This window comes from Dyella sp. 2HG41-7 (assembly GCF_021390675.1).
Classification (GTDB): domain Bacteria; phylum Pseudomonadota; class Gammaproteobacteria; order Xanthomonadales; family Rhodanobacteraceae; genus Dyella_B.
Genome location: NZ_JAJEJV010000004.1, coordinates 2,377,631 through 2,399,547 on the forward strand (window position 1 = coordinate 2,377,631; position 21,917 = coordinate 2,399,547).

General features: G+C 58.8%; 22 protein-coding genes. 14 read left to right on the forward strand and 8 right to left on the reverse strand.

Annotation, left to right across the window (positions count from 1 at the left end; genetic code table 11):
* Positions 1 to 16: 16 nt before the first annotated feature.
* The 6 genes from L0U79_RS12065 to L0U79_RS12090 all read right to left on the reverse strand — a co-directional run bounded on the left by L0U79_RS12065 (position 17) and on the right by L0U79_RS12090 (position 7,082).
* Complete coding sequence (locus L0U79_RS12065) at positions 17 to 595, reverse strand: acetate uptake transporter (protein ID WP_233842521.1); 579 nt, start codon at positions 593 to 595, stop codon at positions 17 to 19.
* A gap of 597 nt (positions 596 to 1,192) precedes the next feature.
* On the reverse strand, positions 1,193 to 1,816 hold the full coding sequence (locus tag L0U79_RS12070; protein ID WP_233842522.1) for a nucleotidyltransferase family protein: 624 nt from the start codon (positions 1,814 to 1,816) through the stop codon (positions 1,193 to 1,195).
* Entirely contained in the window at positions 1,816 to 2,907 is a 1,092-nt protein-coding gene (locus L0U79_RS12075; protein ID WP_233842523.1) for an XdhC/CoxI family protein, read from the reverse strand. The genes L0U79_RS12070 and L0U79_RS12075 overlap by 1 nt, the downstream gene beginning before the upstream one ends.
* A 145-nt stretch (positions 2,908 to 3,052) precedes the next feature.
* Positions 3,053 to 4,066 carry a glycoside hydrolase family 16 protein gene (locus L0U79_RS12080; protein WP_233842524.1) on the reverse strand — a complete coding sequence of 338 codons (1,014 nt, stop codon included), beginning with the start codon at positions 4,064 to 4,066 and terminating at the stop codon, positions 3,053 to 3,055.
* A gap of 202 nt (positions 4,067 to 4,268) precedes the next feature.
* Positions 4,269 to 5,642, reverse strand: coding sequence for an alkaline phosphatase family protein (locus L0U79_RS12085; protein WP_233842525.1), 1,374 nt, complete (start codon positions 5,640 to 5,642; stop codon positions 4,269 to 4,271).
* A 72-nt stretch (positions 5,643 to 5,714) separates the two neighbouring features.
* Positions 5,715 to 7,082 (reverse strand): hypothetical protein, encoded by a 1,368-nt coding sequence (locus L0U79_RS12090; protein WP_233842526.1) that lies wholly within the window; start codon positions 7,080 to 7,082, stop codon positions 5,715 to 5,717.
* A 201-nt stretch (positions 7,083 to 7,283) separates the two neighbouring features.
* Between L0U79_RS12090 and L0U79_RS12095 the strand changes: the two genes are divergently transcribed.
* From L0U79_RS12095 to L0U79_RS12140, 10 genes are all read left to right on the forward strand, one after another.
* A complete protein-coding gene (locus L0U79_RS12095) occupies positions 7,284 to 8,393 on the forward strand; it encodes an S-(hydroxymethyl)glutathione dehydrogenase/class III alcohol dehydrogenase (protein ID WP_233842527.1) in 1,110 nt (369 codons plus the stop codon).
* A 12-nt stretch (positions 8,394 to 8,405) separates the two neighbouring features.
* Complete coding sequence (gene fghA, locus L0U79_RS12100) at positions 8,406 to 9,236, forward strand: S-formylglutathione hydrolase (protein WP_233842528.1); 831 nt, start codon at positions 8,406 to 8,408, stop codon at positions 9,234 to 9,236.
* Positions 9,237 to 9,595: 359 nt separating this feature from the next.
* A complete protein-coding gene (locus L0U79_RS12105; RefSeq protein ID WP_233842529.1) occupies positions 9,596 to 10,921 on the forward strand; it encodes a GGDEF domain-containing protein in 1,326 nt (441 codons plus the stop codon).
* Between the two features lie 96 nt (positions 10,922 to 11,017).
* A complete protein-coding gene (locus L0U79_RS12110) occupies positions 11,018 to 13,225 on the forward strand; it encodes a penicillin acylase family protein (protein WP_233842530.1) in 2,208 nt (735 codons plus the stop codon).
* A 43-nt stretch (positions 13,226 to 13,268) separates the two neighbouring features.
* Positions 13,269 to 13,457, forward strand: coding sequence for a DUF1737 domain-containing protein (locus tag L0U79_RS12115; RefSeq protein WP_233842531.1), 189 nt, complete (start codon positions 13,269 to 13,271; stop codon positions 13,455 to 13,457).
* A gap of 125 nt (positions 13,458 to 13,582) precedes the next feature.
* Positions 13,583 to 14,668, forward strand: coding sequence for a nitronate monooxygenase (locus tag L0U79_RS12120; RefSeq protein WP_233842532.1), 1,086 nt, complete (start codon positions 13,583 to 13,585; stop codon positions 14,666 to 14,668).
* A 270-nt stretch (positions 14,669 to 14,938) separates the two neighbouring features.
* A complete protein-coding gene (locus tag L0U79_RS12125; protein ID WP_233842533.1) occupies positions 14,939 to 15,862 on the forward strand; it encodes a LysR family transcriptional regulator in 924 nt (307 codons plus the stop codon).
* Positions 15,863 to 16,003: 141 nt separating this feature from the next.
* Positions 16,004 to 16,714 (forward strand): SDR family oxidoreductase, encoded by a 711-nt coding sequence (locus L0U79_RS12130; protein WP_233842534.1) that lies wholly within the window; start codon positions 16,004 to 16,006, stop codon positions 16,712 to 16,714.
* Between the two features lie 57 nt (positions 16,715 to 16,771).
* Entirely contained in the window at positions 16,772 to 17,008 is a 237-nt protein-coding gene (locus L0U79_RS12135; RefSeq protein ID WP_233842535.1) for a 4-oxalocrotonate tautomerase family protein, read from the forward strand.
* 148 nt (positions 17,009 to 17,156) lie between these two features.
* Positions 17,157 to 17,603, forward strand: a complete 447-nt coding sequence (locus L0U79_RS12140) for an SRPBCC family protein (protein WP_233842536.1) — start codon at positions 17,157 to 17,159, stop codon at positions 17,601 to 17,603.
* A gap of 54 nt (positions 17,604 to 17,657) precedes the next feature.
* On the opposite strand, the gene L0U79_RS12145 is transcribed toward L0U79_RS12140, so the two are convergent.
* Positions 17,658 to 18,101, reverse strand: a complete 444-nt coding sequence (locus L0U79_RS12145; protein WP_233842537.1) for a DUF2501 domain-containing protein — start codon at positions 18,099 to 18,101, stop codon at positions 17,658 to 17,660.
* Between the two features lie 187 nt (positions 18,102 to 18,288).
* On the opposite strand from L0U79_RS12145, the gene L0U79_RS12150 reads away from it, so the two are divergent.
* Positions 18,289 to 18,669 (forward strand): VOC family protein, encoded by a 381-nt coding sequence (locus tag L0U79_RS12150; protein WP_233842538.1) that lies wholly within the window; start codon positions 18,289 to 18,291, stop codon positions 18,667 to 18,669.
* Positions 18,670 to 18,773: 104 nt separating this feature from the next.
* On the opposite strand, the gene L0U79_RS12155 is transcribed toward L0U79_RS12150, so the two are convergent.
* Positions 18,774 to 19,673, reverse strand: a complete 900-nt coding sequence (locus L0U79_RS12155; protein ID WP_233842539.1) for an aldo/keto reductase family oxidoreductase — start codon at positions 19,671 to 19,673, stop codon at positions 18,774 to 18,776.
* Between the two features lie 114 nt (positions 19,674 to 19,787).
* Here L0U79_RS12155 and L0U79_RS12160 point away from each other — a divergent pair, with 114 nt between their 5' ends.
* From L0U79_RS12160 to L0U79_RS12170, 3 genes are all read left to right on the forward strand, one after another.
* A complete protein-coding gene (locus L0U79_RS12160) occupies positions 19,788 to 20,687 on the forward strand; it encodes a LysR family transcriptional regulator (RefSeq protein ID WP_233843897.1) in 900 nt (299 codons plus the stop codon).
* A 95-nt stretch (positions 20,688 to 20,782) separates the two neighbouring features.
* Complete coding sequence (locus tag L0U79_RS12165) at positions 20,783 to 21,154, forward strand: YciI family protein (RefSeq protein WP_233842540.1); 372 nt, start codon at positions 20,783 to 20,785, stop codon at positions 21,152 to 21,154.
* 445 nt (positions 21,155 to 21,599) lie between these two features.
* The gene (locus L0U79_RS12170; protein WP_233842541.1) at positions 21,600 to 21,872 is read left to right on the forward strand and encodes a KGG domain-containing protein; all 273 of its coding nucleotides are present in this window, start codon (positions 21,600 to 21,602) and stop codon (positions 21,870 to 21,872) included.
* The last annotated feature ends 45 nt before the right edge of the window (positions 21,873 to 21,917 follow it).

Consider the following 21,917-nt stretch of genomic DNA (forward strand, 5'->3'; position numbering starts at 1 on the left):
TATGGATTTCGAACGCTCAGCCGGCGCCTGGCGCACCAGTCGGTAGGACAACTCTCTTGTGCGCGTCATTGATGATTTCGGCGGCTGAGAGATAAAAAGCGAATATCGCCGTGAGCAGGCCCATGTAACCGCCAGCCGTGTGCAAACTTTTCATCTCGGTCCATTCGCCGGCGGCGAGTAGGAAAAACGTGATCCACAGCGCGAGGAAAATAAGCTGCAATGCAAGGGCCGCGCGCAGCGTACCGATCCACATATAGAACGTAAAAACGCCCCACATAAACAAATACCAGCCCACAAAGGCTCCCGGTACTTTGTCGTGCAAAAACAGCACGAACGCCGCGAACGACCACCAGAATGCGCCGTAACTCACGAACGCCGTTGCGCCAAACGTATTACCTCGCGGCAGCTCCATAATGCCGGCGATGATCTGCGCGGTTCCGCCGTAAGCCATGGCGACGGCAAGCACCATCCCCATTGCGTCGCCGGTAAACCAACCGGCATTGATCATGCTCAACAGCCACGTCGTCAACGCGAATCCCGCCAAGCCCAGCGGCGCTGGATTGGAGAATCGCGCAGCAGTCTGTTCGTTGCTCATTGCAGAAACCTCCCCGACCGGAATGAATGGAATACGCAGGACTACGCACCACGCACAACGTATGGTTTCCTCCTATGCGCTTTTGATCGACGGTGTCCCCTGGTTCGGCGCATATTTTTTGGATAACGGCTAACGCCCGGTCGCGAACGACCGGGGCAAAACGTTTGCAGCAAGTGTTTGGTTATCGCGTCGGCAAGAAGCGACGTACGGCACTATCGGCAGATAACGGCAGTGTCGCGATGACTGCCATGGTCGTGACTCTTACCCCTTTAGGCATGAATCCCTCCCTTTGGAAGCTCGAGATGCTCGCATTGAAATGTCGTGACGAAACGCGATCAGTGGCGCGCCGGCAAGTATCGTGGTGCATTGCCGCAATCGCTGTCGAAAGCAAGATTTGGGCGGACAGGGCGAACTTTACTCAGATATGACAAAAAAAATAGATGGTTTAGGCGCAGTTTTCTTTATGGATTTGGGGTTCTCATGTGAAAAACTGACGAAAACCAGGCCTTCCGTTAATCAGGGCGTGCAAAGCAATTCGAAATAAGCGAATCCGCCATTCCTTTTGAATACGCCGGCTGGAATATAACGTTACAGTTTTCAGGATTTTCGAGATTCCACGGCCAGCGCAACGTGCACGCGACGCAAGTCCTCGGGCGTGTCGACGTCGATGCCGTTTTGCGAGGAAAACACTTCGACACGCGATGCGTGCTGCTGCAATAGCGATCGTGCACCGTGCGCCCCTGAAAGAGACGCCAGGGCATCGAAGCAATCGCGAGGAAAAAGAACGGGTGGACCTTGTACATCGTGCTGCGCTGTCGCGAGGATACGATCTGGAGCCTCGTGATGACGTTGGATCATGCGATCGAGCAGCGGCATATCGACCATCGGTTGATCGGCCAGATAAACAAGCGCCGCCGAAGCTTCCGGGAATGCATGCATCAATTCGCGCGCGCCGGTCGCTAGCGATTGACCCATGCCAAGCTGCCAGTCTTCGCAGCGACGGATGCCAAGCGGAAGATCGTCCAGTATCGCCTCCACGTCGTCCGCATACGCGCCGGTCACCACGAGTACGGGCATATCGGCGCCGAGCAGCGTACGCGCGACGCGCCGAGCCATGGGTTCGCCGGCAAGGTCGGCGAGTTGTTTGGCGCCGCCGAATCGATGGCCTTCGCCAGCGGCGAGCAACAGGATCACAACGGATGCATGGCGCGGCGACGGCATCAGTGAATGGCGCCGTTGTTATTGCGCAAGGAGCCGCCGTTTTTCCGATTGATCACGGCCATGATTTCAGCGGCGATAGCAAGCGCGATTTCTTCGGGCGTTTCCGAGCCGATATCCAGGCCGGCTGGCGCGTGCAGATGCAAGCCGTTCAGCGCGGAACTGTGACGCATGCGCGCGACGCGATCGCGCGACCCCAGTGCGCCGATATACGCAACCGGCGCCTCTCGCAAAACGCTCAAATAAGCGATGTCTTGTTCGAGATTGTGCGTCATCACCACGACCGAACTATGCATGTCCAACGAAACGGCGTTGATCAGTTCTCGAGGCGTCGCGCATACCGTGCGCAATGCGGCAGGATGATCGGTGGCGCGCAATCGGGCAGGATCGTGATCGACCAAGGTGGTTCGCCAGCCAAGTGCGCTCGACAAAGGCAGCAATGCGCGCGCCGCGGCGCTGCTGCCAATCACGATCAAGGCATGTGGCGGCTCGATCGCTTCCATTAATACGTCCGTCGATCCCTCGATGGATGGCATATGCAGCGTATTCGCGCGTCGCAACATCGACGACGATGCATTCTCCAAAATAGATTGGACCAGCATTGCATCTTCGATATCGTTGTACAGCACACGATGGCCGTTCCACACCAGTCGGCGCGGCATGATGGGCGAATTGTCGACCGCGAATTGCGTCGCGAGATGGATGGTATGCCGTTCGCCGAGGCAGCTCGCCAATGCGTCGATAAAGTCCGTGTCGTGCATCGCGAGCAGAGGTTCGATAAGCACCTCCAATTCGCCGCCGCAGCCCATTTCCATCAGCACGTCCAGACCGGATTCGGCGTTGTAGCGAACCAGGCTGGTTTCGCCGCGGGCGATAACGTCGAGCGCGCGCGCGACGATATCGCGCTGCGGGCATCCCCCGGAGAGTTCGCACACCACCTTTCCGTTGCCCAATACCAGCATGCGCGTGCCGGGACGCCGGAACGTGGAGCCCCGTGTGCGGGTAATCGTGGCGAGCGCTGCCTTGGGCTCCGCATCGCTATGCAGGGCGCGCAGTGCAGTCAACAGCGTACTTAATTCGTGTGCCGAGTTCATGTTTTGCCGTCGTCGAGCGAAGGGCGCAGAACCGATTAACGCGATGGTGTCACGTATATATCATTGCGCGCCATTCGGTATAGAACGGCCATAAACAGGCATATTCGAATGCCACGCCGGTTCTATCGGCATGGCGCTGGACCCGTCAGATCTTGTTGGCGTGCTTCACGCCAGGCTTGCCGGCATCGGCGGCCATTTCCGAAGCGACCGGAACCTTCTTGCCCGTACTGGGTTTGGTCCACACGGCGACATAATCCACGATCATCGGATGCCCGGGTTCCGTCGTGGGTGTGGGCGTGGGTTTCCAACCGGCCATGACGAACGAGAAGCCGCCGCCCATCGCAACATCCAGCAGCAAGAAATAACCGCGCTGATCGGTGAGCTGGCGCCAGGTGTCGGCGGAAAGCTGATTTTCCGCCACTTGGTTGACGAGTTGCCCGTCGACAAACCAGCGCAATTGCTCCGGTGTCACACTGCGATTCCATTCGAACGTAAAAGTATGCGGACCTGCCGTGCATGCTTCGTGCGGGCAGGGTAGGCGACTGCCGATGCCCACCGGTTCGCCGCACGGGCCGCCAGGATTCACGCCGCAATGGAGAATGCCCCATACGGCATCTAGGCCGTTGACGCTTTCCATGATGTCGAACTCGCCAGCCGTGGGCCACATGCGCGTGGTGCGATAGTTGGCGCCGAGCGCCCAAAACGCGGGCCAATAACCGAGCGCGCGGTCGCCGGTGACGTCGGGCATCTGGATGCGTGCTTCCATGCGCAACATGCCGCCTTGCGGCGCGTTGAAGTCGTCGCGAACGGTTTCGACGCGCCCGGACGTCCACTGACCGGTCGCATCGCGTTGCGGAATGATCAGCAGGTGACCCTTGCCATCCAGATGGATATTGGCGGCATCGGAGGTGTAACTCTCGGTTTCGGACGTACCCCAATTCACTGGGCCGCTCGGATACGAGTGTCCCGTATCGACACGCCAGAACGCAGACGACGGAAGCGAACCTGCATTGCCTGCGAACGTATCGCCCCACTGCAATTGCCAGCCATCGGGCGCGGGAAGATCGGTGGCTTGCGCCGGTCGGGCAAATCCGGTGAGGCCGGCGCTGATCGTGAGAACAGCGGCGAGGGTGGCAATGTGAGGTGGAACTTTCTTCATCTGCATAACAACCGGTACTGAAACATGAAGCCTCCAATCGTCGACGCGATCGTTGGCTACCAGCCCGGCAGCGGCCGGGTTGGCGAACAAAAACACGGGGGGAGCACGCCCCCTGCACCTGTTTTTAATGTCTTCGGCATTCAGATGCAAACCTGTAATGCTTGAGGAGGCTCATAGCATTCTTAAATCTGCAGTGCAGTTCTCATTGCAACATATCGTTGAGAGGCGGCTGCGTGGCTGCTGGCAAGGAAATATCGAGTAGCCGCGCAATCGTCGGCGCAACGCGCAGATTGCTGATTGCGCCGAGATTTACGCCAGGCCGAATATGCGCACCCGATGCGATAAAAAGCGCCTGCATGTCTGCTTCGGTATTTAAATAACCGTGCGCGCCACGGGCGGGCTTCACATTTGTGATGAGAGGTTCCTCGGCCCCATCCATAAACGCGTAATCGGGTTTGGCGATCAGATATAAATCCGGCGCTTGATCGGTGGAGCCTGGCGTGGGAATGCCGAGTCGTTGAGCGTCATCGCCTGTATAAACCGCGGCTACGCCGGGCAGCGTCTCGAAATAATGTTTGAGCTGAGGCACAAGCGATGCGCGTTTGGTTTTGTCGCGAATATAAAGCGATGCTTCGCCGCCTTCGGGTTGAATCCAGACATCGCCGCGATACTTGCCATCGGTCTTGTGCAGCAAGCCTTGGCGCACCAAGGCAACGTTGGGATGAATGATGTGCGTGTAGTCGGCGAAACCGTGATCGGAGGCGATGACAAACGTGATGCGATCGAGCAAGCCCGCTTTGCGCGCAGCATCGATCAAGCGAGCGATGCTCGCATCGGCATACGCATACGCCGCGTAAGCGGCCGGCGAGAGCGCGCCGTATTCGTGCTGCAACGTGTCCGTCTGCAGCAGATGGAACAAAAGCAAGTTGGGCGTGTGTCGCGTCAGGATGTCGATGGCGGCATCCGTCCATATCTGATCGCGCCAGGCAGGCGTGCTGTCATCGCCAAAACTCGCCACGGCGTCGCGCGTAACGAGATGCTGCGCGATCAGGTCGCGCGCAATCGGCCCGTCCGCATCAGGCTGCTCGGCAAAAGCCCAGCGCACATTTTTGGCGCCGTAAATGGCCACCCAATCCACTTGCCCCGTGCTCATGCCTTTTTCAGCAAGCGCATCGTAAAGCGTGCGCGCATGGACGAGCTGGTCTTTGGGCGTCCAGGGTTTTACTTCCGGCACGCTGCCATCCGACGGGAACGTGATCAGGCCGTTAGCCATCACATGATGCTCGGCGGCATTGACGCCGGTGATCAGCGCGGTGTGATTTGGCCAGGTAACGGAGGGATTGATTGGCTGCATCGCGACCGCCGACGCGCCGTGCGCTTGCAATGCGCGAAGTGTCGGCATCGGCAGGCGCGGATCCTTCAGCGCGCGCGCGGGAAAGCCGTCGATGGTGATAAGAACGACGATCGGGCCATGATCGGCCGCCGTGCCGTCATTGGAAGCCGTGGACGTTTGGCTACAAGCGTTGCCAACCAACGAGAGTGCGAGCGCAAAAGCAAGAGCGAGACGATTTCGCATGAATCACCGAGAGCGGATGAACCGTGCGAGTCTACCGGACGCCTTTTCTAAAATGGCCAAATGCCATTCGATTTAGGGTTCGGGTTTTGCTTCGGCGACTTCGATAGTCTCTCGATGAATGGTCTTGTCGCCATCGGCGATAAAGCTCAATTGATAATGGCCTGGTCTCAAATAGAGAACGCTCGACGGAATGCCCTGGGCGCTGCTGTAGATCGGCATTTGCATTTGGGTGGTGGCCATCGTCAGCGGAAGCATATCGATCAACACACGATCGGCGGGTATGGCGTCGTCACCCTCGTTGGCATAACGCGCTTCGATCAGGCAGGGATAATGGTTTAAGCAGTGATACGCGCTGACCAGATGCGCGCTGCGCAAACCTCCAAGACTTAGCCAGGTCGGCCGACCGTGATCGAGTCTTTCCGGCGGAAAAAATACCGTCACATCGTTGGCTGCGCGCAACGACCAGGGCTTGCCATGGGGGTCGACAAAAACGATCGGCGCGTCCGGCTGCAACTTTTTTATCACTTGGGTGTAATAGGGGTGATCGCTCTTACTGAAGGGATGCGGATACATCGCCGTCTGCTCGATCGACAACATGCTGGCGCCGGTAAGTTTGCGCAGATGTTCGGCCATGGAGGTGCCGTCCAGATAGCTCCCCGATGTCACGATGTGCTCGTAGCCGGCGTTGATAACCAGTCGCGCATGTGGATCTTGTGCAAAGACACTTTCGTATAAATGTCGCGCTTGTTCCGCTTCGCGCGCATCGGTGCTGGTGGCGGACGATGTCGCTTCGTACGCGACGACCTTGAAGCCAAGCTTCAACGCCGTGCGGATCATTTCCGCGTACACGGGTTCTTCCGTGTAGAAGCCGCTGTCGTTGGTGGGATAACCGCGCGTTGCGAGTTGCGTATCGCTTTGAACTAGCGTTTCGGCCGCAAAGTAGCGAAAGCCCTCCGCGTACAGCCGGCTAAGCAAAGGCACGGTCAGGCTGCGCGTCATCGCCACGTTGTGCGCTTCGTTGAGTAATACGATCTGGTCGTTCTTGGCGATGTCTGGAATGGCATCGATAGCTGGATGCGCGACATATCCCTCCGACTCCAGCGGCGATGGACGATCGCCCGGTTGCAGCGGTTGACCAATCGAAAAGCTCTTTACCGCATCGACATAGTCGCCAAGAAAACTTTGGTACCAACTGATGTATTGGCCGAATATCAGTCGGAACGCGGGTGAATCGTCGCTCGCATAAGCGCGATGCAGAATCTGATATTGCCCCAGCAGCCCTTTGTGCTGATTGGCTTGGGCCATGATGCCATCCGCTTTGGTTGCAGCGGCCGCTTGTTGGGCCTGCCAGGCTTCGCTCGATTGCGCATCGGCGGCGATTGCGGCGCTTGCGAGCCACAACATGGAAATCAATGCGACCGTGGTGCGGCGGGCGGTCATGGCTTGTCGAAGGCATCTCCGAACGTCGAGGCCATCATGCGCTCGTCTAGGCCTGCGACCCAATAACCATTTTCGCCTTCCTCGGTACGGCCATTTTGCGATCCTGTCGCGCGAGGCGCTCGCGGAGTTTTGTGTATTCCGATTGGCGACGGGCATGGCCGATAATCGGCGTCTACCGTTCGACCATGCAGGAGCAAGCCGATGAAATCACGCGCCGCAGTAGCCTTTGGCCCCGGCAAACCGCTGGAAATCGTCGAAATCGATGTGGCGCCGCCCAAGGCTGGCGAGGTGCTGGTAAAGATCACCCATACCGGCGTGTGCCACACGGATGCTTTCACGCTTTCTGGCGACGACCCCGAAGGTATTTTCCCGGCAGTGCTTGGTCACGAAGGTGGCGGCATCGTGATGGAAGTGGGCGAAGGCGTAGCGAGCTTGAAGCCCGGCGATCACGTGATCCCGCTTTATACGGCCGAGTGCGGCAAGTGCAAATTTTGCCTTTCCGGCAAGACCAACCTCTGCCAGGCCGTGCGCGCCACGCAGGGCAAAGGGCTGATGCCGGATGGCACCACGCGTTTTTCGTATCAGGGCCAGCCGATTTATCACTACATGGGCACCAGCACCTTTAGCGAATACACGGTGGTGCCGGAGATTTCGCTGGCGAAGATCGATGCGCAGGCGCCGCTGGAAAAGGTGTGTCTGCTCGGTTGCGGTGTCACCACTGGTATTGGCGCGGTGCACAACACCGCCAAGGTGGGGGCCGGTGCAACGGTTGCCGTATTCGGCTTGGGTAGCATTGGCCTTGCGGTGATTCAAGGCGCGATGCAAGCCAAGGCGTCGCGCATTCTCGCCATCGATGTGAATCCGTCGAAATTCGATCTGGCGCGCGAGATGGGCGCCACCGATTGCATCAATCCAAAGGACCACGACAAACCCATTCAGGACGTGATCGTTGCGATGACGGATGGCGGCGTCGATTACAGCTTCGAATGCATCGGCAATGTGGATGTGATGCGCGCCGCGTTGGAGTGCTGCCATAAAGGCTGGGGCGAAAGCATCATCATCGGCGTGGCGGGCGCCGGCAAAGAAATTCACACACGCCCGTTCCAATTGGTCACCGGTCGCGTGTGGCGCGGCAGCGCGTTTGGCGGCGTCAAAGGGCGCACGCAATTGCCAGGCATGGTGCAGCAGGCCATGCGCGGGGAAATCCGCCTGGATCCGTTTATCACGCACACCTTGCCGCTGGAGCGCATCAACGAAGCCTTCGATCTGATGCACGAAGGCAAATCGATACGTACGGTCATTCATTTCTAAGGCGTTACGCGAATGGAACGCATCGAACATCGGGCATGCTTCGGCGGTTGGCAGGATGTTTATCGCCATCGTTCATTAACGCTCGATGGCGATATGCGCGTGGCCGTTTATCTTCCGCCGCACGCGGAAAAGCGGCCTGTGCCAGCGCTGTACTGGCTGTCGGGGCTCACCTGCACCGAGCAGAACTTCATCACCAAAGCCGGTGCGCAGCGTTACGCCGCCGAGCACGGGCTCGCCTTGGTGGTCTGCGACACCAGTCCACGCGGCGACAACGTCGCGGACAGCGATGCCTACGATCTGGGGCAGGGCGCCGGCTTTTATCTCAACGCGACGGTGGCGCCATGGTCGCGGCACTACCGCATGTACGATTACGTCGCGCATGAGTTGCCGGCGCTAATCGAAGAGAATTTTCCGGTGACGGATGCACGCGCCATCAGCGGGCATTCCATGGGCGGTCATGGCGCGTTGACCATTGCGCTGAAGAACCCGGGACGCTATCGCAGCGTGTCGGCGTTCTCGCCCATCGTCGCGCCGTCGCAAGTGCCGTGGGGCGAGAAGGTGTTTACGGCATACCTCGGCGACGACCGTGAAATGTGGCGGGCGTACGACGCGACCGAATTGGTAAAAAACGCCAACGAAAAGCTGCCGTTGTTGATCGATCAGGGCGACGCCGACGAATTTCTGCACACGCAGCTTCGCCCGGAACTGCTCAAGCAAGCCGCCGATTCGGTCGGCCAGCCGGTCACCCTGCATATGCGCCCCGGTTACGACCACAGTTACTACTTTGTGGCGAGTTTTATCGGCGAGCACGTGGCCTATCACGCTGCCGCGTTGCGCAACTAGGGTCGTTGTTCTTCGGGTACGGGCCTGCCTGCTTGCTGCGGCGCCTAGCCGTCCGAATCTACACGCCGTTTTCACATCGCGACTGCAGTAATTCGCGCCGTTGCAAAACCATGATCCAGCGAACGCTTCCTCGCTTCGGCGCGGCGGTATGCTGAGGCCGCGATCCGGTGCCAGCGAGTAGGGGTTCGATGGATCGCACCCGTTTGAGCGTTTCGGCTAGATAACCGCCCACCGCCTGTTCCGCTCCTATGAACACCAACGACCCGATCGTTTTGACAACGAGTGAGTCCGACGCCGTTTTTCTTAAACGCCTTGCTATCGCGCAGAGCGTTTGCGCGGCGGTGGCAGCCTCGATAGCCATGCTCATACTGCTGGCGTGGTTTATTCACGGCGTGCGGCCCTGGTTTCCCCGTGGCTGGTATTTGATGAAATTCGACACGGCGTCGGGCATGTTTTTGAGCGCGCTGAGCCTCGGATTGCTATCGGCCAAATACAGCACGGCACGTTGGTGGGGTGGTGGTGTTGCGGCGATGCTGGTCCTTCTGCTTGCCGTAGTGGCGCTATACGAGCATTTCAGCGGTCGTCCTACGGGCTTGGATACGCTTATCGTCGCCGATACCACCAGCGATAAACCGGGATTGATGTCGGCCCAAACGGCCACGTATTTGCTGATGATGGCGGCAAGCCTGCTGCTCGCCACGGTGCCGCGTCGGTCGTTCGGCATTGCGGTGTTCGTGTTGTCGATCCTGCTTTCCTTGCAGGCGCTGATCGTTTTTTCCGGCTATTGCTTCAACGCCGTGCAGCTGTTCGGGCAGAGCATGTCTACGCGCACCTCGCCGCACACTTTGGCGTGCATGCTGTTGCTTGCCGTTGCGCTGACGGGTTGGCGGGCGCAACACGGCTATTTTTCGGCGTTGATCGGGAAGGGGCTTGGCAGCCGTTTGGCGCGTCGCGTATTTCCGTTTGTATTGCTGCTTCCCTTCGCCGCCATGCTGATCAGTTCCGCCATGGCCGGCGCTGGCTGGCTATCTCCGCCGGTCGCGGTGGGATTGACGATTGCCGTGCTGGCCGCAGCATTGTGCGGGCTGGTCTCTTTAATGGGCCGTCGCATCAACACGATGGAACGTGGCCTGCGCGAGCTGTCGCTGACGGACGATGTCACTGGCGTACTCAATTACCGCGGGTTTGCGCTGCTGGGCGAGCAATCGTTTCTCGAAGCGCAGCGAAACCATGTCATCGTGACCTTGCTTATTTTCAATATCGAAAACATCAAAGAGATCGGCGAAGATTTTGGCAACGATGTTGGCGTGCGCATTATGCGCGACATCGCAGGGATACTTCGGGCCAGCTTTGCGCCTGCCGATATCGTCGCCCGGACCGAGGGCGACGAATTCGCCGTCATCGCCAATGACGAAAGCACCGGCGGCGTGATTGCGCTGATGCGCGTGGGCGAAGCGATGGAAGACATGAATGCAGCGAATCGCGCCTACCGGATTCGCTTCAGCGTCGGCGAGGCGACCAGCGATCCCGCGTCGGGCGAAACATTCCGCGGTTTGATCGAGCGTGCCGGCCTCGTGCGCCGCGAACGTCGGCGTGTCGAGCGCGTTTTCGGCAACGACGACGATCCGATCGGCATACAGGTGCCCAGCCAAGTCGCGCGACAACTCCAGGATACGCACATTTAGCAGCGCGTACGGGCCTCTATGGGCCAATCGTCAGCTTACGGCAAGCGGAGGCATTGGTTACCATCGCCGGATGCTTATCCGATAGGTCATGACGCGATGCGAAATCGTGGTGGGGAAGGTTTCAATCGAGTACTCCGCGCAGCAGCGCTCGGGCTTGCGCTCGGCCTGGTCGCCACCGCGCACGCGGCCGATCCCGAACAGACACGGTGGCGCAGCGAGTCTCAGGCGGTAACGATCACTCGCGACGACTGGGGCATTGCCCACGTGCACGGCAAAACCGACGCCGATGCCGTGTTCGGCATGGCCTATGCGCAAGCGGAAGACGACTTCAATCGCGTCGAAACCAATTACCTGAATTCCCTAGGTTGGCTCGCGCAAGCGGAAGGCGAATCGGCGATCTGGAGCGACCTTCGCATGCGGTTGTTTATCGATCCCGTTGATCTGAAAAAGCAGTACACGCAAAGTCCCGCGTGGCTGCAGGCACTGATGAACGCATGGGCCGACGGTTTGAACGATTACCTCGCCACGCATCCGCAAACGCATCCGCGAGTGATTACGCATTTCGAGCCCTGGATGGCGCTGAGTTTCAGCGAAGGCAGCATTGGCGGCGATACCGAACGCGTGTCGTTGAAATCGCTGCAAGCGTTTTACGGACCGGGCGATCGCGAGGTGGCTGCGGCGGATACGCCATCGAGCTGGGTGGAACCGTCCGGTTCCAACGGCATCGCCATTGCGCCCAAACTCACGGTCGATGGCCATGCGTTATTGCTGATCAATCCACACACCTCGTTTTATTTCCGCTCCGAATTGCAGATGTCGAGCGACCAAGGACTCGATGCCTACGGTGCGGTGACGTGGGGGCAGTTCTTCATCTACCAGGGTTTCAACCCGCATATCGGTTGGATGCACACCTCGACGACGGCCGATGCGGTGGATGAATTCGCCGAAACCATCGTGCACAAGGACGGCAAGCTTTTCTATCGTTACGGCAACGATTTGCGGCCCGTTACGGTGCGGAAAATTTCCATCCCTTATCGCAACGCCGATGGCACGGCAGCCGAGCGCAGCTTCACGGTTTATGCAACCCATCACGGCCCCATCGTAAGAGAGCAGGATGGAAAGTGGCTGGCCATTGCTTTGATGAACAAGCCGACGGCGGCGCTTGAGCAAAGCTGGCTGCGCACCAAGGCGACCGATTACGCCAGCTATATGAAGGTCGCCGAGCTCAAGGCCAATTCGTCGAACAACACGTTATTCGCGGACGACAAGGGCGAAATCGCTTATCTGCATCCGCAGTTCATCCCCAAGCGCGACAATCAATTCGATTACACCAAGCCGGTCGACGGCAGCAATCCTGCCACCGATTGGAAAGGCTTGACCGCGCTCGACGATCTGCCGCATCTGCTCAATCCGCCCAATGGCTGGATTTTCAATACGAACGATTGGCCGTACTCCGCAGCGGGTCCTTATAGCCCTAAACGCAGCGATTTTCCGCGCTACATGGATACCGTCGGCGAAAATCCGCGCGGCATCCACGCCACCATGCTGCTTACCGACCAGCAAGGTTTTACGCTCGAATCGTTGATCACCTTGGCCTTCGATTCCTATTTGCCGGAATTCGCCCGTCAGATCCCCATTCTCGTGCGCGACTACGATGCGCTTCCCACGAATGATCCACTCAAACAAAAGCTGGCCGGCCAAATCGCCATGCTGCGCCATTGGAATTTCCGTTGGGGTGTCGCCTCGATGCCCACCACGCTCGCCGTGTATTGGGGCGATACGTTGTGGAACGAAATGGATAAGGCCGATAACGCGGAAGGATTGTCGGTGTACGACCTGATGGCGGAAAAAGCCGGCGCCAAGGCGCGGCTACAAGCGCTGGTCGAAGCGTCCGACCGCTTGGAGAAGGATTTTGGAAGCTGGGGTACGCCGTGGGGCGAGGTCAATCGCTTCCAGCGTATCAGCAGCGATATCGTGCAGCCATTCAACGACGCCAAGCCCAGTATTCCGGTGCCGTTTACATCGTCGCGCTGGGGTTCGCTTGCGTCGTTCGGCGCGCATCGCTGGCCAGGCACAAAACGCTATTACGGCACCAGCGGCAACAGCTTTGTGGCGGTAGTGGAATTCGGCGACCGCGTGCGCGCCCGCGCCATCACAGCGGGCGGCGAAAGCGGACATATGGATTCCCCGCATTTCGACGATGAAGCGGAACGTTATACGACCGGCAATTTGCGTAACGTCTATTTCTGGACGGACGAACTGAAAGGGCATATCGAACGGGTTTATCACCCGGGCGAGTCATAATCGCCACGAATTACCGTCCGACAATTACGTAAGGAAACCTTTCATGTCGAATAAGCCACCCGAAGGGCTGCCGCGATATCGGATATTGACCGGCAAAGACGATGCGGCGTTTTGCCGACGCGTATCCGAAGCGTTGGAGCTCGGATACCAGCTGTACGGTTCGCCGGCAGCGACGTTCAATGGCGAGCACGTAGTGGTGGCGCAAGCGATCCTTTGGCCGGAAAGCGATTGACGCGTCGCGCTTGCGAAGTCGGCCATTCTTTCATTTGGCGCAAGACTGATTCCCACTGCGCCCTGTTTCGCGGAAATAGGCGGTAGGGCTACAGTTGCCGCGTGATTCCGCAAGAGATGTCTGCGATGTCGACCCAAGTCCCCTCCGCATTGCTCGATCTGCTCGGTATCGACGTACCGATCGTTCAGGCGCCGATGGCCGGCGTGTCGTCGCCCGCCATGGCGGCGGCCGTAAGCACCAGCGGTGGTTTGGGCTCTTTGGGCGTCGGCGCGATGAACGCTAGCAAGGCACGGGAGGCCATTCACGAATTCCGGCGTTTGAGTGGAGGGCCGCTCAATGTGAATGTATTCGTTCATCGGCCCGCGCACGCGGATAAACAGAAGGCGTCGGCGTGGCTCGCGCGATTGCAACCGGAGTTCGATCGTTGGAACGCGAAAGCTCCGCAAGAGCTGCATGAGATCTACACGTCTTTTCTCGTCGACAACGACATGCTTGCCATGTTGGTGGAAGAAAAGCCGCGCGCGGTGAGCTTTCATTTCGGCGTGCCGCATCCGCATCAAATTCAAGCGTTGCATGATGCGGGCATCGTGCTTCTCGCATCGGCGACCAACCAGGACGAAGCGAAATTAATTGAGGCGGCTGGCATCGACGCCGTCGTTGCGCAGGGCTACGAAGCCGGCGGACATCGCGGTGTATTCGATCCAGATATCGAGGACAGCCAACTGGGTACTTTCGCCTTGACGCGCCTGCTTGTGCGTGCGGTCAATCTTCCGATTATTGCGGCGGGCGGCATCATGGACGGCGCAGGGATCGCATCGGCTTTGTCGCTGGGTGCACAAGCGGCGCAATTGGGAACGGCGTTCGTCGCCACGGACGAATCGCTGGCCGACGCCGGATATCGCGAGCGATTGTTCAGCGCCGCCGCGCATCACACCACGATGACGCGCGTCATCTCCGGCCGTCCCGCGCGCAGCCTCGCCAACGATTTCACGCAATGGGGAAGCGCCGTTCCGAACGAGGCCATTCCCGATTACCCGATTGCATACGACGTTGGCAAAGCGTTGCACGCAGCTGGTAAAGCTGCAGACCAAAGCGGCTACGGTGCGCAGTGGGCGGGGCAGGGAGCGCCGTTGGCGCGGGCCTTGTCGTCGGCGGCGTTGATGCAGGCGTTGAAAGAAGAGTTGGTTCAGGCCGAGCGGTCGGTGTGCTAGTGAAGGGCTTGGTTGCATTTGCAGATTGCGCCAATATAAATCCACTCGAAATCCACACCTTTCTCGCGATGTCATTCCGGCGAAGGCCGGAATCCAGTACAAATACGCTGTGCGAAGCACTCAAAATAATAATGAGTGCTACGCACTATGTATTTAACTGGATTCCGGCCTTCGCCGGAATGACTGTGAGGCAAGAGTGCCAGCGCTTCTCTCATGGCGTAGCATCCCGTTTCACGTTCTCAACGATCCTTCCCACCCGAGGCGCGTCCTATGGATCGTATCGATGCCATGAAGATTTTTATCGCGGCGCTTGACGAAGGCAGCCTCGCCGGCGCCAGTCGCCGCACCGGCCGATCCGCCGCAGCCGTAAGCAGGGCGGTGGCGTTTCTCGAAGCGCACGTCGGCGTTCCGTTGCTGCATCGAACCACCCGCTCGATCAAATTGAGCGAAGCCGGCGAACGTTACGCCATGGCGTGCAGAAAGTTGCTGATGGATCTGGAAGAGGCGGACAGGCAAGCCGCGGGCGAGCGTTCCGTTCCGCGCGGCACGCTGACGATTACCGCGCCGGTGGTTGCGGGCGTGGAGTTGCTACGCCCCATCGTGGATGCCTTTATGGAAGAGCATCCCACCGTCAGTGCTCGGTTGTATTTGCTGGATCGTCCGGTGAATTTGATCGACGAAGGCATCGATCTGGCGTTGCGAATTTCTCATCTCGCCGATTCCACCCTCGTCGCGCAGCCGATTGGCGAAGTGCGACGCGTGGTGGCGGCATCGCCGCGTTATCTCTCCATGCATCCGCGCATCGAAGAGCCGGGCGATTTGGCGAAGCATCAGATTATCGCGATGCCGCACTTCGGCATCGATTCCTGGAGCTTTCCGCCGCTGGAGGGATCGTCGGTTCCTCGCACCGTCGCATTCACGCCGCGCCTGATCATCAATAGCGTGCGCGCCGCCGCAGCGTCGGCGGTGGACGGGCATGGCGTTACGCGTCTGTTTTCCTATCACATCGCGTCGGAAATCAAACAAAAGCAACTGCGCATCGTGCTTGCGGACGCCGAGCACCCGCCCATTCCAGTTCACTTGGTGTCGCCTTTCGGGCGACTTTCCGTGCCGAAAGTGCGTGCGTTCGCCGATTTCGCGCTGCCGCGCCTTCGCGCGCAATTTGCATGTTGGAGCAAAGAAGCCTCTCACTGAGTCTTTGGCGATTCGACCGTTTTTCGGAAGAGTGTCTGCCGAACGACGGGGATTCGCACAGGCGTTTTGCGCGCCTAGATTACGGGCTGTCGACATTCAATCGTCTGACCTCACTCCCCTTAATCTTCGAGGCAAAACATCATGAACACTTCACGCAAGGTCGTCGTTATTACTGGCGCATCGCAGGGCATCGGCGCAGGTTTGGTCAAAGCTTTTCGCGACCGCGACTATCGCGTCGTCGCCAACTCGCGCTCCATCAAGCCGTCCAGCGATGCCGATATCGTGACGGTGGCCGGCGATATTTCGGATCGCGCCGTCGCCGAACAGATGGTGAAAGAAGCGCTATCGCGTTTCGGTCGCATCGACACCTTGGTCAATAACGCCGGCATCTTTCTCGCCAAGCCGTTCACGGCTTTCACGCAGGAAGAGTACGCAAAAGCCTTATCGGTAAATCTGGACGGTTTCTTCCATATCACTCAGCTGGCGATCGCCGAGATGGAAAAGCAGCGCAGCGGTCATGTCGTCAATATCACCACAAGCCTTGTCGATCATGCCATCGACGGCGTGCCGTCCGTGTTGGCGTCGCTAACCAAGGGCGGCCTTAATGCAGCGACCAAGTCGTTGGCCATCGAATACGCCAAGCGCGGCATACGCGTGAATGCAGTGTCTCCTGGTGTGATCAAAACGCCGATGCACGGGCCGGAAACGCATGCCGCCCTGGCCTCGCTGCATCCGGTCGGTCGCATGGGCGAGATCGGCGACATCGTCGACGCGGTTCTCTATTTGGAGTCTGCCGGCTTCGTGACGGGCGAAATTCTGCACGTCGATGGCGGCCAGAGCGCCGGTCACTAATCGCAGATTGGGGCGAGCCGTCGCTCGCCCCTTATTCGGTCAATCAGGAGCATTCACATGCCTATCGTCAATATTCAAATCACGCGCGAAGGTTCGGGCCCCGGACGGAGCGCGGCTACAGCGGAAGAAAAAGCGGCCGTGATCAAAGGCGTCAGCGAAGTATTGCGCGATGTCTTGAACAAACCGCTCGATTCCACCTTTGTGGTGATCGATGAAGTGGAGCTGGAAAACTTCGGATGGGGCGGATTGCCCGTGCCGGAATTCCGAAAGCAGCGGGAAGCCGAAAAGAAGTGAGGCGTGGGCGCCGACGTTTCATAGCAGAGTTGCGGGGTATGCTGTGCAGCGCCCCTTGTCTCATGTTCGACGATGGCGACTTGTCGAATTGTCGGCTGGACATTCGTCATAACCATGAGAGGGTCGTCCTCTGACTTCGGAGTCCAGCATGTCCACGCAAACCGTTCGCCTTCAACGTGTCCTTCGCGCCCCGCCCGAACGCGTTTATCGCGCCTTTCTGGATGCACAGGCGATGGCCAAATGGCTACCGCCGCATGGCTTTACCGGCAAGGTGTACGAGCTGGATGCCCGGGTGGGTGGGCGATACAAAATGTCCTTCACCAATTTCACCACGGGCAACAGTCACGCGTTCGGCGGCGAATATCTCGAATTGGCGCCGCATTCGCGTATTCGATATACCGGTGTTTTCGACGATCCGAATCTGCCCGGACAAATGCAGACGACCGTGTCCCTGCGTGCGGTGTTCTGCGGAACGGAGCTGCATGTGGTCCAGGAAGGCATTCCCGAAGTGATACCGGTCGAGGCGTGTTACCTCGGTTGGCAGGAATCGCTCAGTTTGTTGACGCAACTGGTCGAGCCTGAAATCCGGCCATAAAAAACGCACCGGCCAGAAAGCCGGTGCGTTTTCTCTTGCACGAGCCGTGTCGGGTCAGTGACCCAAAAAGCTCTTGCCTTGCTTGAGCACGACGTTGCAAGCCTTAGTGGTGATCTTCGATTTCAGATCGCTGTTGCCGCCACCGACATCGGACAGGTTGGTGCTTTGCCCGTTGCTGCCTTTGAGGATGCCGCTCATGCCGCTGGTGTAATCGGAATTGCTTGACCCGCCTTGCGTTTTACCGAGCAACTTGCCGGCGATTCCCGAAGCACCTGAGTCGCCGCCAAGATAATTGTTCTTTACGCAGTACTGCAGCAAACCGGCCACGTTACCCATGCTCCCGGATGACATGGAACCGCCTTTTCCGCCCAGCATTCCGCCGAGGTTTCCGCCCAACTGGCCCAAATCCTGGGCTGCCGCCGCGCCGCAAACCACCCCTAAAACCAAAGCTGCCGCGACAACTTTTGCGGCCGTCATACCGTTTTTTCGCGTCTTCATGAGCATCCCTCCTCGTGTGGGTATGCGCATTCAATACCGAAGCTTGTTAGAAGTTTGTCAGGGCGCATCCCTATAAGGCACTTCAAACCGCGCTATCTGTTGTCGGTCTGCGACGTGAACCCTTTTCATGTCGGCGGCGAGGCTGTAGAAAACAGCTCTGTTTCCATGGAATTGGGATGAACACGATATGCATTATTCCCGCCTTTGCGCACTCCTTATCGATTGCAACGTGCCCGATATCGATAAGGCCGCCAGCTTTTGGGCCGATGCTTTGGGGCGGCCGGTCGACCCGAATCATCCGGGCACACGCGGCAACTACCGCATGCTGGAGACGCCCGAGGACGAGCCCATCGTTCAAATTCAACGCGTTGCCCACGAAAGCCGCGTGCATATCGATATCGAGACCGACAACATTCCCGCCGAAGTGACTCGCTTGGAAAAATTGGGCGCCCAGGTGGTGGATCGCCTTGAGCGTTGGGTGGTGATGCAAGCGCCCTCGGGACAACGGTTTTGCGTGGTGCGCGTACAGCGCCCAGGATTTCCGAAAAACGCCAATCGTTGGGAATGACGTGACCGAGCAGGGCGGTAGAGACGTTTGTCGAATTTACCGCGACAGCTGAAACGGAACGACCGCAACATCGTTCCGTCCAGATTTTTGAGCGTATCGACGACTCAGGCGTGATGCGCCGCCGCGTTGTCGGTGTGATGTTGCGCAATGCCATCCAATGCAATCATTGCATCGTCAGGCAGGCGCAGATCGCCTGCAGCCAGATTTTCGTTTAAGTGCGCGATCGACGACGTGCCTGGAATAAGCAGCATATTTGGCGAGCGACGCAGCAACCAGGCAATCGCAACTTGCATAGGCGTCGCGTCGAGGCGCTGCGCGACGTCCGACAGCGTCGACGACTGCAACGGCGTGAATCCGCCGAGCGGAAAGTACGGAACGTACGCGACACCTTCGCGCGCCAGGCTATCGATCAGTTCATCGTCCGCACGATGCGCCAGGTTGTAATGGTTCTGCACGCACACGATCGAACATATCTTTCGCCCTTCGGCGATTTGCGTTGGCGTTACGTTGCTAAGGCCGACATGCCGGATCAAACCTTGCCGCTGCAAGTCGGCGAGTACGGTCAGGGGTGCCTCGATCGACCCTTCCGCAGGTCCGTGCACGCCGAACATGGCGCGCAGATTGACGACATCGAGCGCATCCAATCCAAGATTGCGCAAGTTGTCGTGGACGGCGCTCGTCAACGCTTCGCGCGAAAACGCGGGCATCCACGATTTATCCTCGCCGCGCCGTGCGCCGACTTTGGTGACGATGATCAAGTCCTTCGAGTACGGCGCGAGTGCTTCGCGAATCAGTCGATTGGTGACGTGCGGGCCGTAGAAGTCGCTGGTGTCGATATGGTTCACGCCAGACGCCACCGCGGCGCGCAGCACGGCCAGGGCCTGTGCGTGATCTTTCGGTGGGCCGAATACGCCGGGGCCGGCAAGCTGCATAGCGCCGTAGCCGAGGCGATTTACCGGGCGGTCGCCCAATGTGAAAACGTCGGAAGTGCGAGTGGTGGACATGGTGTGCTCCTTTGGCCTGCCGCAAAGCGTAATCGCTGTCGGACCGCGCGATAAGAGCGCACAATCCGCACGACCTGTGCGAGATATCGAACAATGAATGCCGATCTGAGCGATCTGAATGCCTTTATGTCCGTCGCCAAGGCGGGCGGATTTCGAGACGCGGCGCGGGCAGGCGATATGAGCCCTTCCGGTTTGAGCGAGGCCGTGCGCCGTTTGGAAACCCAGCTCGGCGTCCGCTTGCTCAATCGCACCACGCGCAGCGTTGCGCCGACCGACGCGGGACGTCGCTTGCTTGATCGCCTGGGGCCCGCGCTGGCCGAAGTGGAATCGGCGCTTGATGTCGTCAACAGCGCGCGCGACAAACCAATCGGCTCGCTGCGACTTAACGTGCCGGTCAGCGCGGCGCGTCTGGTGCTTCCTTCGATTCTTCCCGGCTTTCTCGCCGCGTATCCCGAGATCGATGTGGAAATCGTCGCCGAAGACAGTTTTGTCGATGTTTTCGCCTCGGGATGCGACGCCGGCATTCGCTACGACGAACGCTTGGAACAAGACATGATCGCGGTGCCGATCGGACCGCGTGTGCAACGCTTCGCCTGCGCCGCGGCGCCGGCTTATCTGGATCGTCGCGGTCGCCCACAGCATCCGCAGGATTTGCTCTCGCATGCATGCATTCGTGGCCGTTTCAGCAGCGGCATGATCAATGCGTGGGAATTCGAACAGGGCGAAGAGCTGATCAAGCTGGAGCCTTCCGGTCCGTTGATCGTGCGCGTCGGCGCGGCGACGGATCTCGCTGTCGATATGGCAGTGGCTGGGGCAGGCGTCATTTATCTCTTCGAAGATTGGCTGCGCCCGTATATCCAACGCGGCGAGCTCGAACCCATCCTCGATCCGTGGTGGCCGCATTTCAGCGGGCCCCTCCTCTATTTTCCCAGCCGCCGGCTGATGCCGGCGCCGTTGCGGGCCTTCGTCGATTTCGTGAAGGCGTCTGGCGAAAAGCCGCGTGTCGATCCGTGAAAGCCTGGTTCGTCGCCTAGGCAAGGAGTGGGATCTGTTAGGTCGATTTCTTGCGACGTCCCCGCTCCGTCAACCCCGAATACGGAGCTACGACGATGCGTTTTCTATCGATGGTACGAATCAATGAAAACTCGGGCCTGATCCCGAGCGCCCAGCTGATGGCGGATATGGGCAAGCTTATGGAAGAGCTTACCCGGGAAGGGAAGCTCATCAATACGGCCGGGCTGATGCCGACCGCTTCCGGTGTGCGCGTCAAACTGGCGAAGGGCAAGTTAAGTGTCATCGATGGCCCATTTACCGAGGTAAAGGAAGTTATCGGCGGCTACGCTTTGCTCGAAGCCGCGTCGCAGGACGAAGCTATCGAACTTACCAAGCGCTTTCTGAAAGTGCATGGCGACGAATGGAATATCGAATGCGAAGTGCGCCAATTGATGATGCCCGGCGATCAGTGTCCAGGTCAGCAGTAAGCAGCGCGCATGCGGCGCATGCGATCGCGGCTCCGTCTTCACAAGTGTGAAAGCTATTGCGGTCGCGCAAGAAAAAGTTTTCGATGCATGTGCGACGCGTCGTCGCACATGCGTTTTTGCGTGCATCTCGCCGTATGCGGAAAATATCGATAATCCTTGGCGAAAACCATGATCGATGAAAATCGAGCGCGAGCGTTTTCGTTTGGTTCAAAGCGTGTTGCAACAACGTAATCATGCGCGCTGCTACATGCGCAGCAGCGATTCGTTATGTGATGCACAGCAAACTTTAAGCGCAATGTGAGCGGCAGGAGCACATAAGCATCACATTGGCAGTGGCATGGTGAATCAACGCATTGTCGTATTGTTTTTTCTCGTCGACGTTTGCGAGAGCACTGCAAGAGGTAAAAGCATGAGTAGGAAACAGCGTAACCCGGATCGGGGTGCCATGACTGTGCGCGAGGCTGGCCGTAAAGGCGGCGAGGCTCGCAAGGAGCAATTAGGGCCGGAAGGATATTCGGCGCTTGGCAAAAAAGGCGGCGCCGCGCGCAAAGAGGAGCTGGGTTCGGAAGGCTATTCCGTACTCGGCAAACAAGGCGGCGAAGCGCGTCGACAGGAATTGGGACGCGAAGGCTACGCGGAACTCGGCAAAAAGGGCGGCCAACGAAGTCGCATGTCCGCCGAACGCGCCAAGGCAGCGCACCACTCCTCATCGCGGTGATCGAAGCGTCTGTGCGTACGACGTGTGCCCGCACGCAAGGCACAC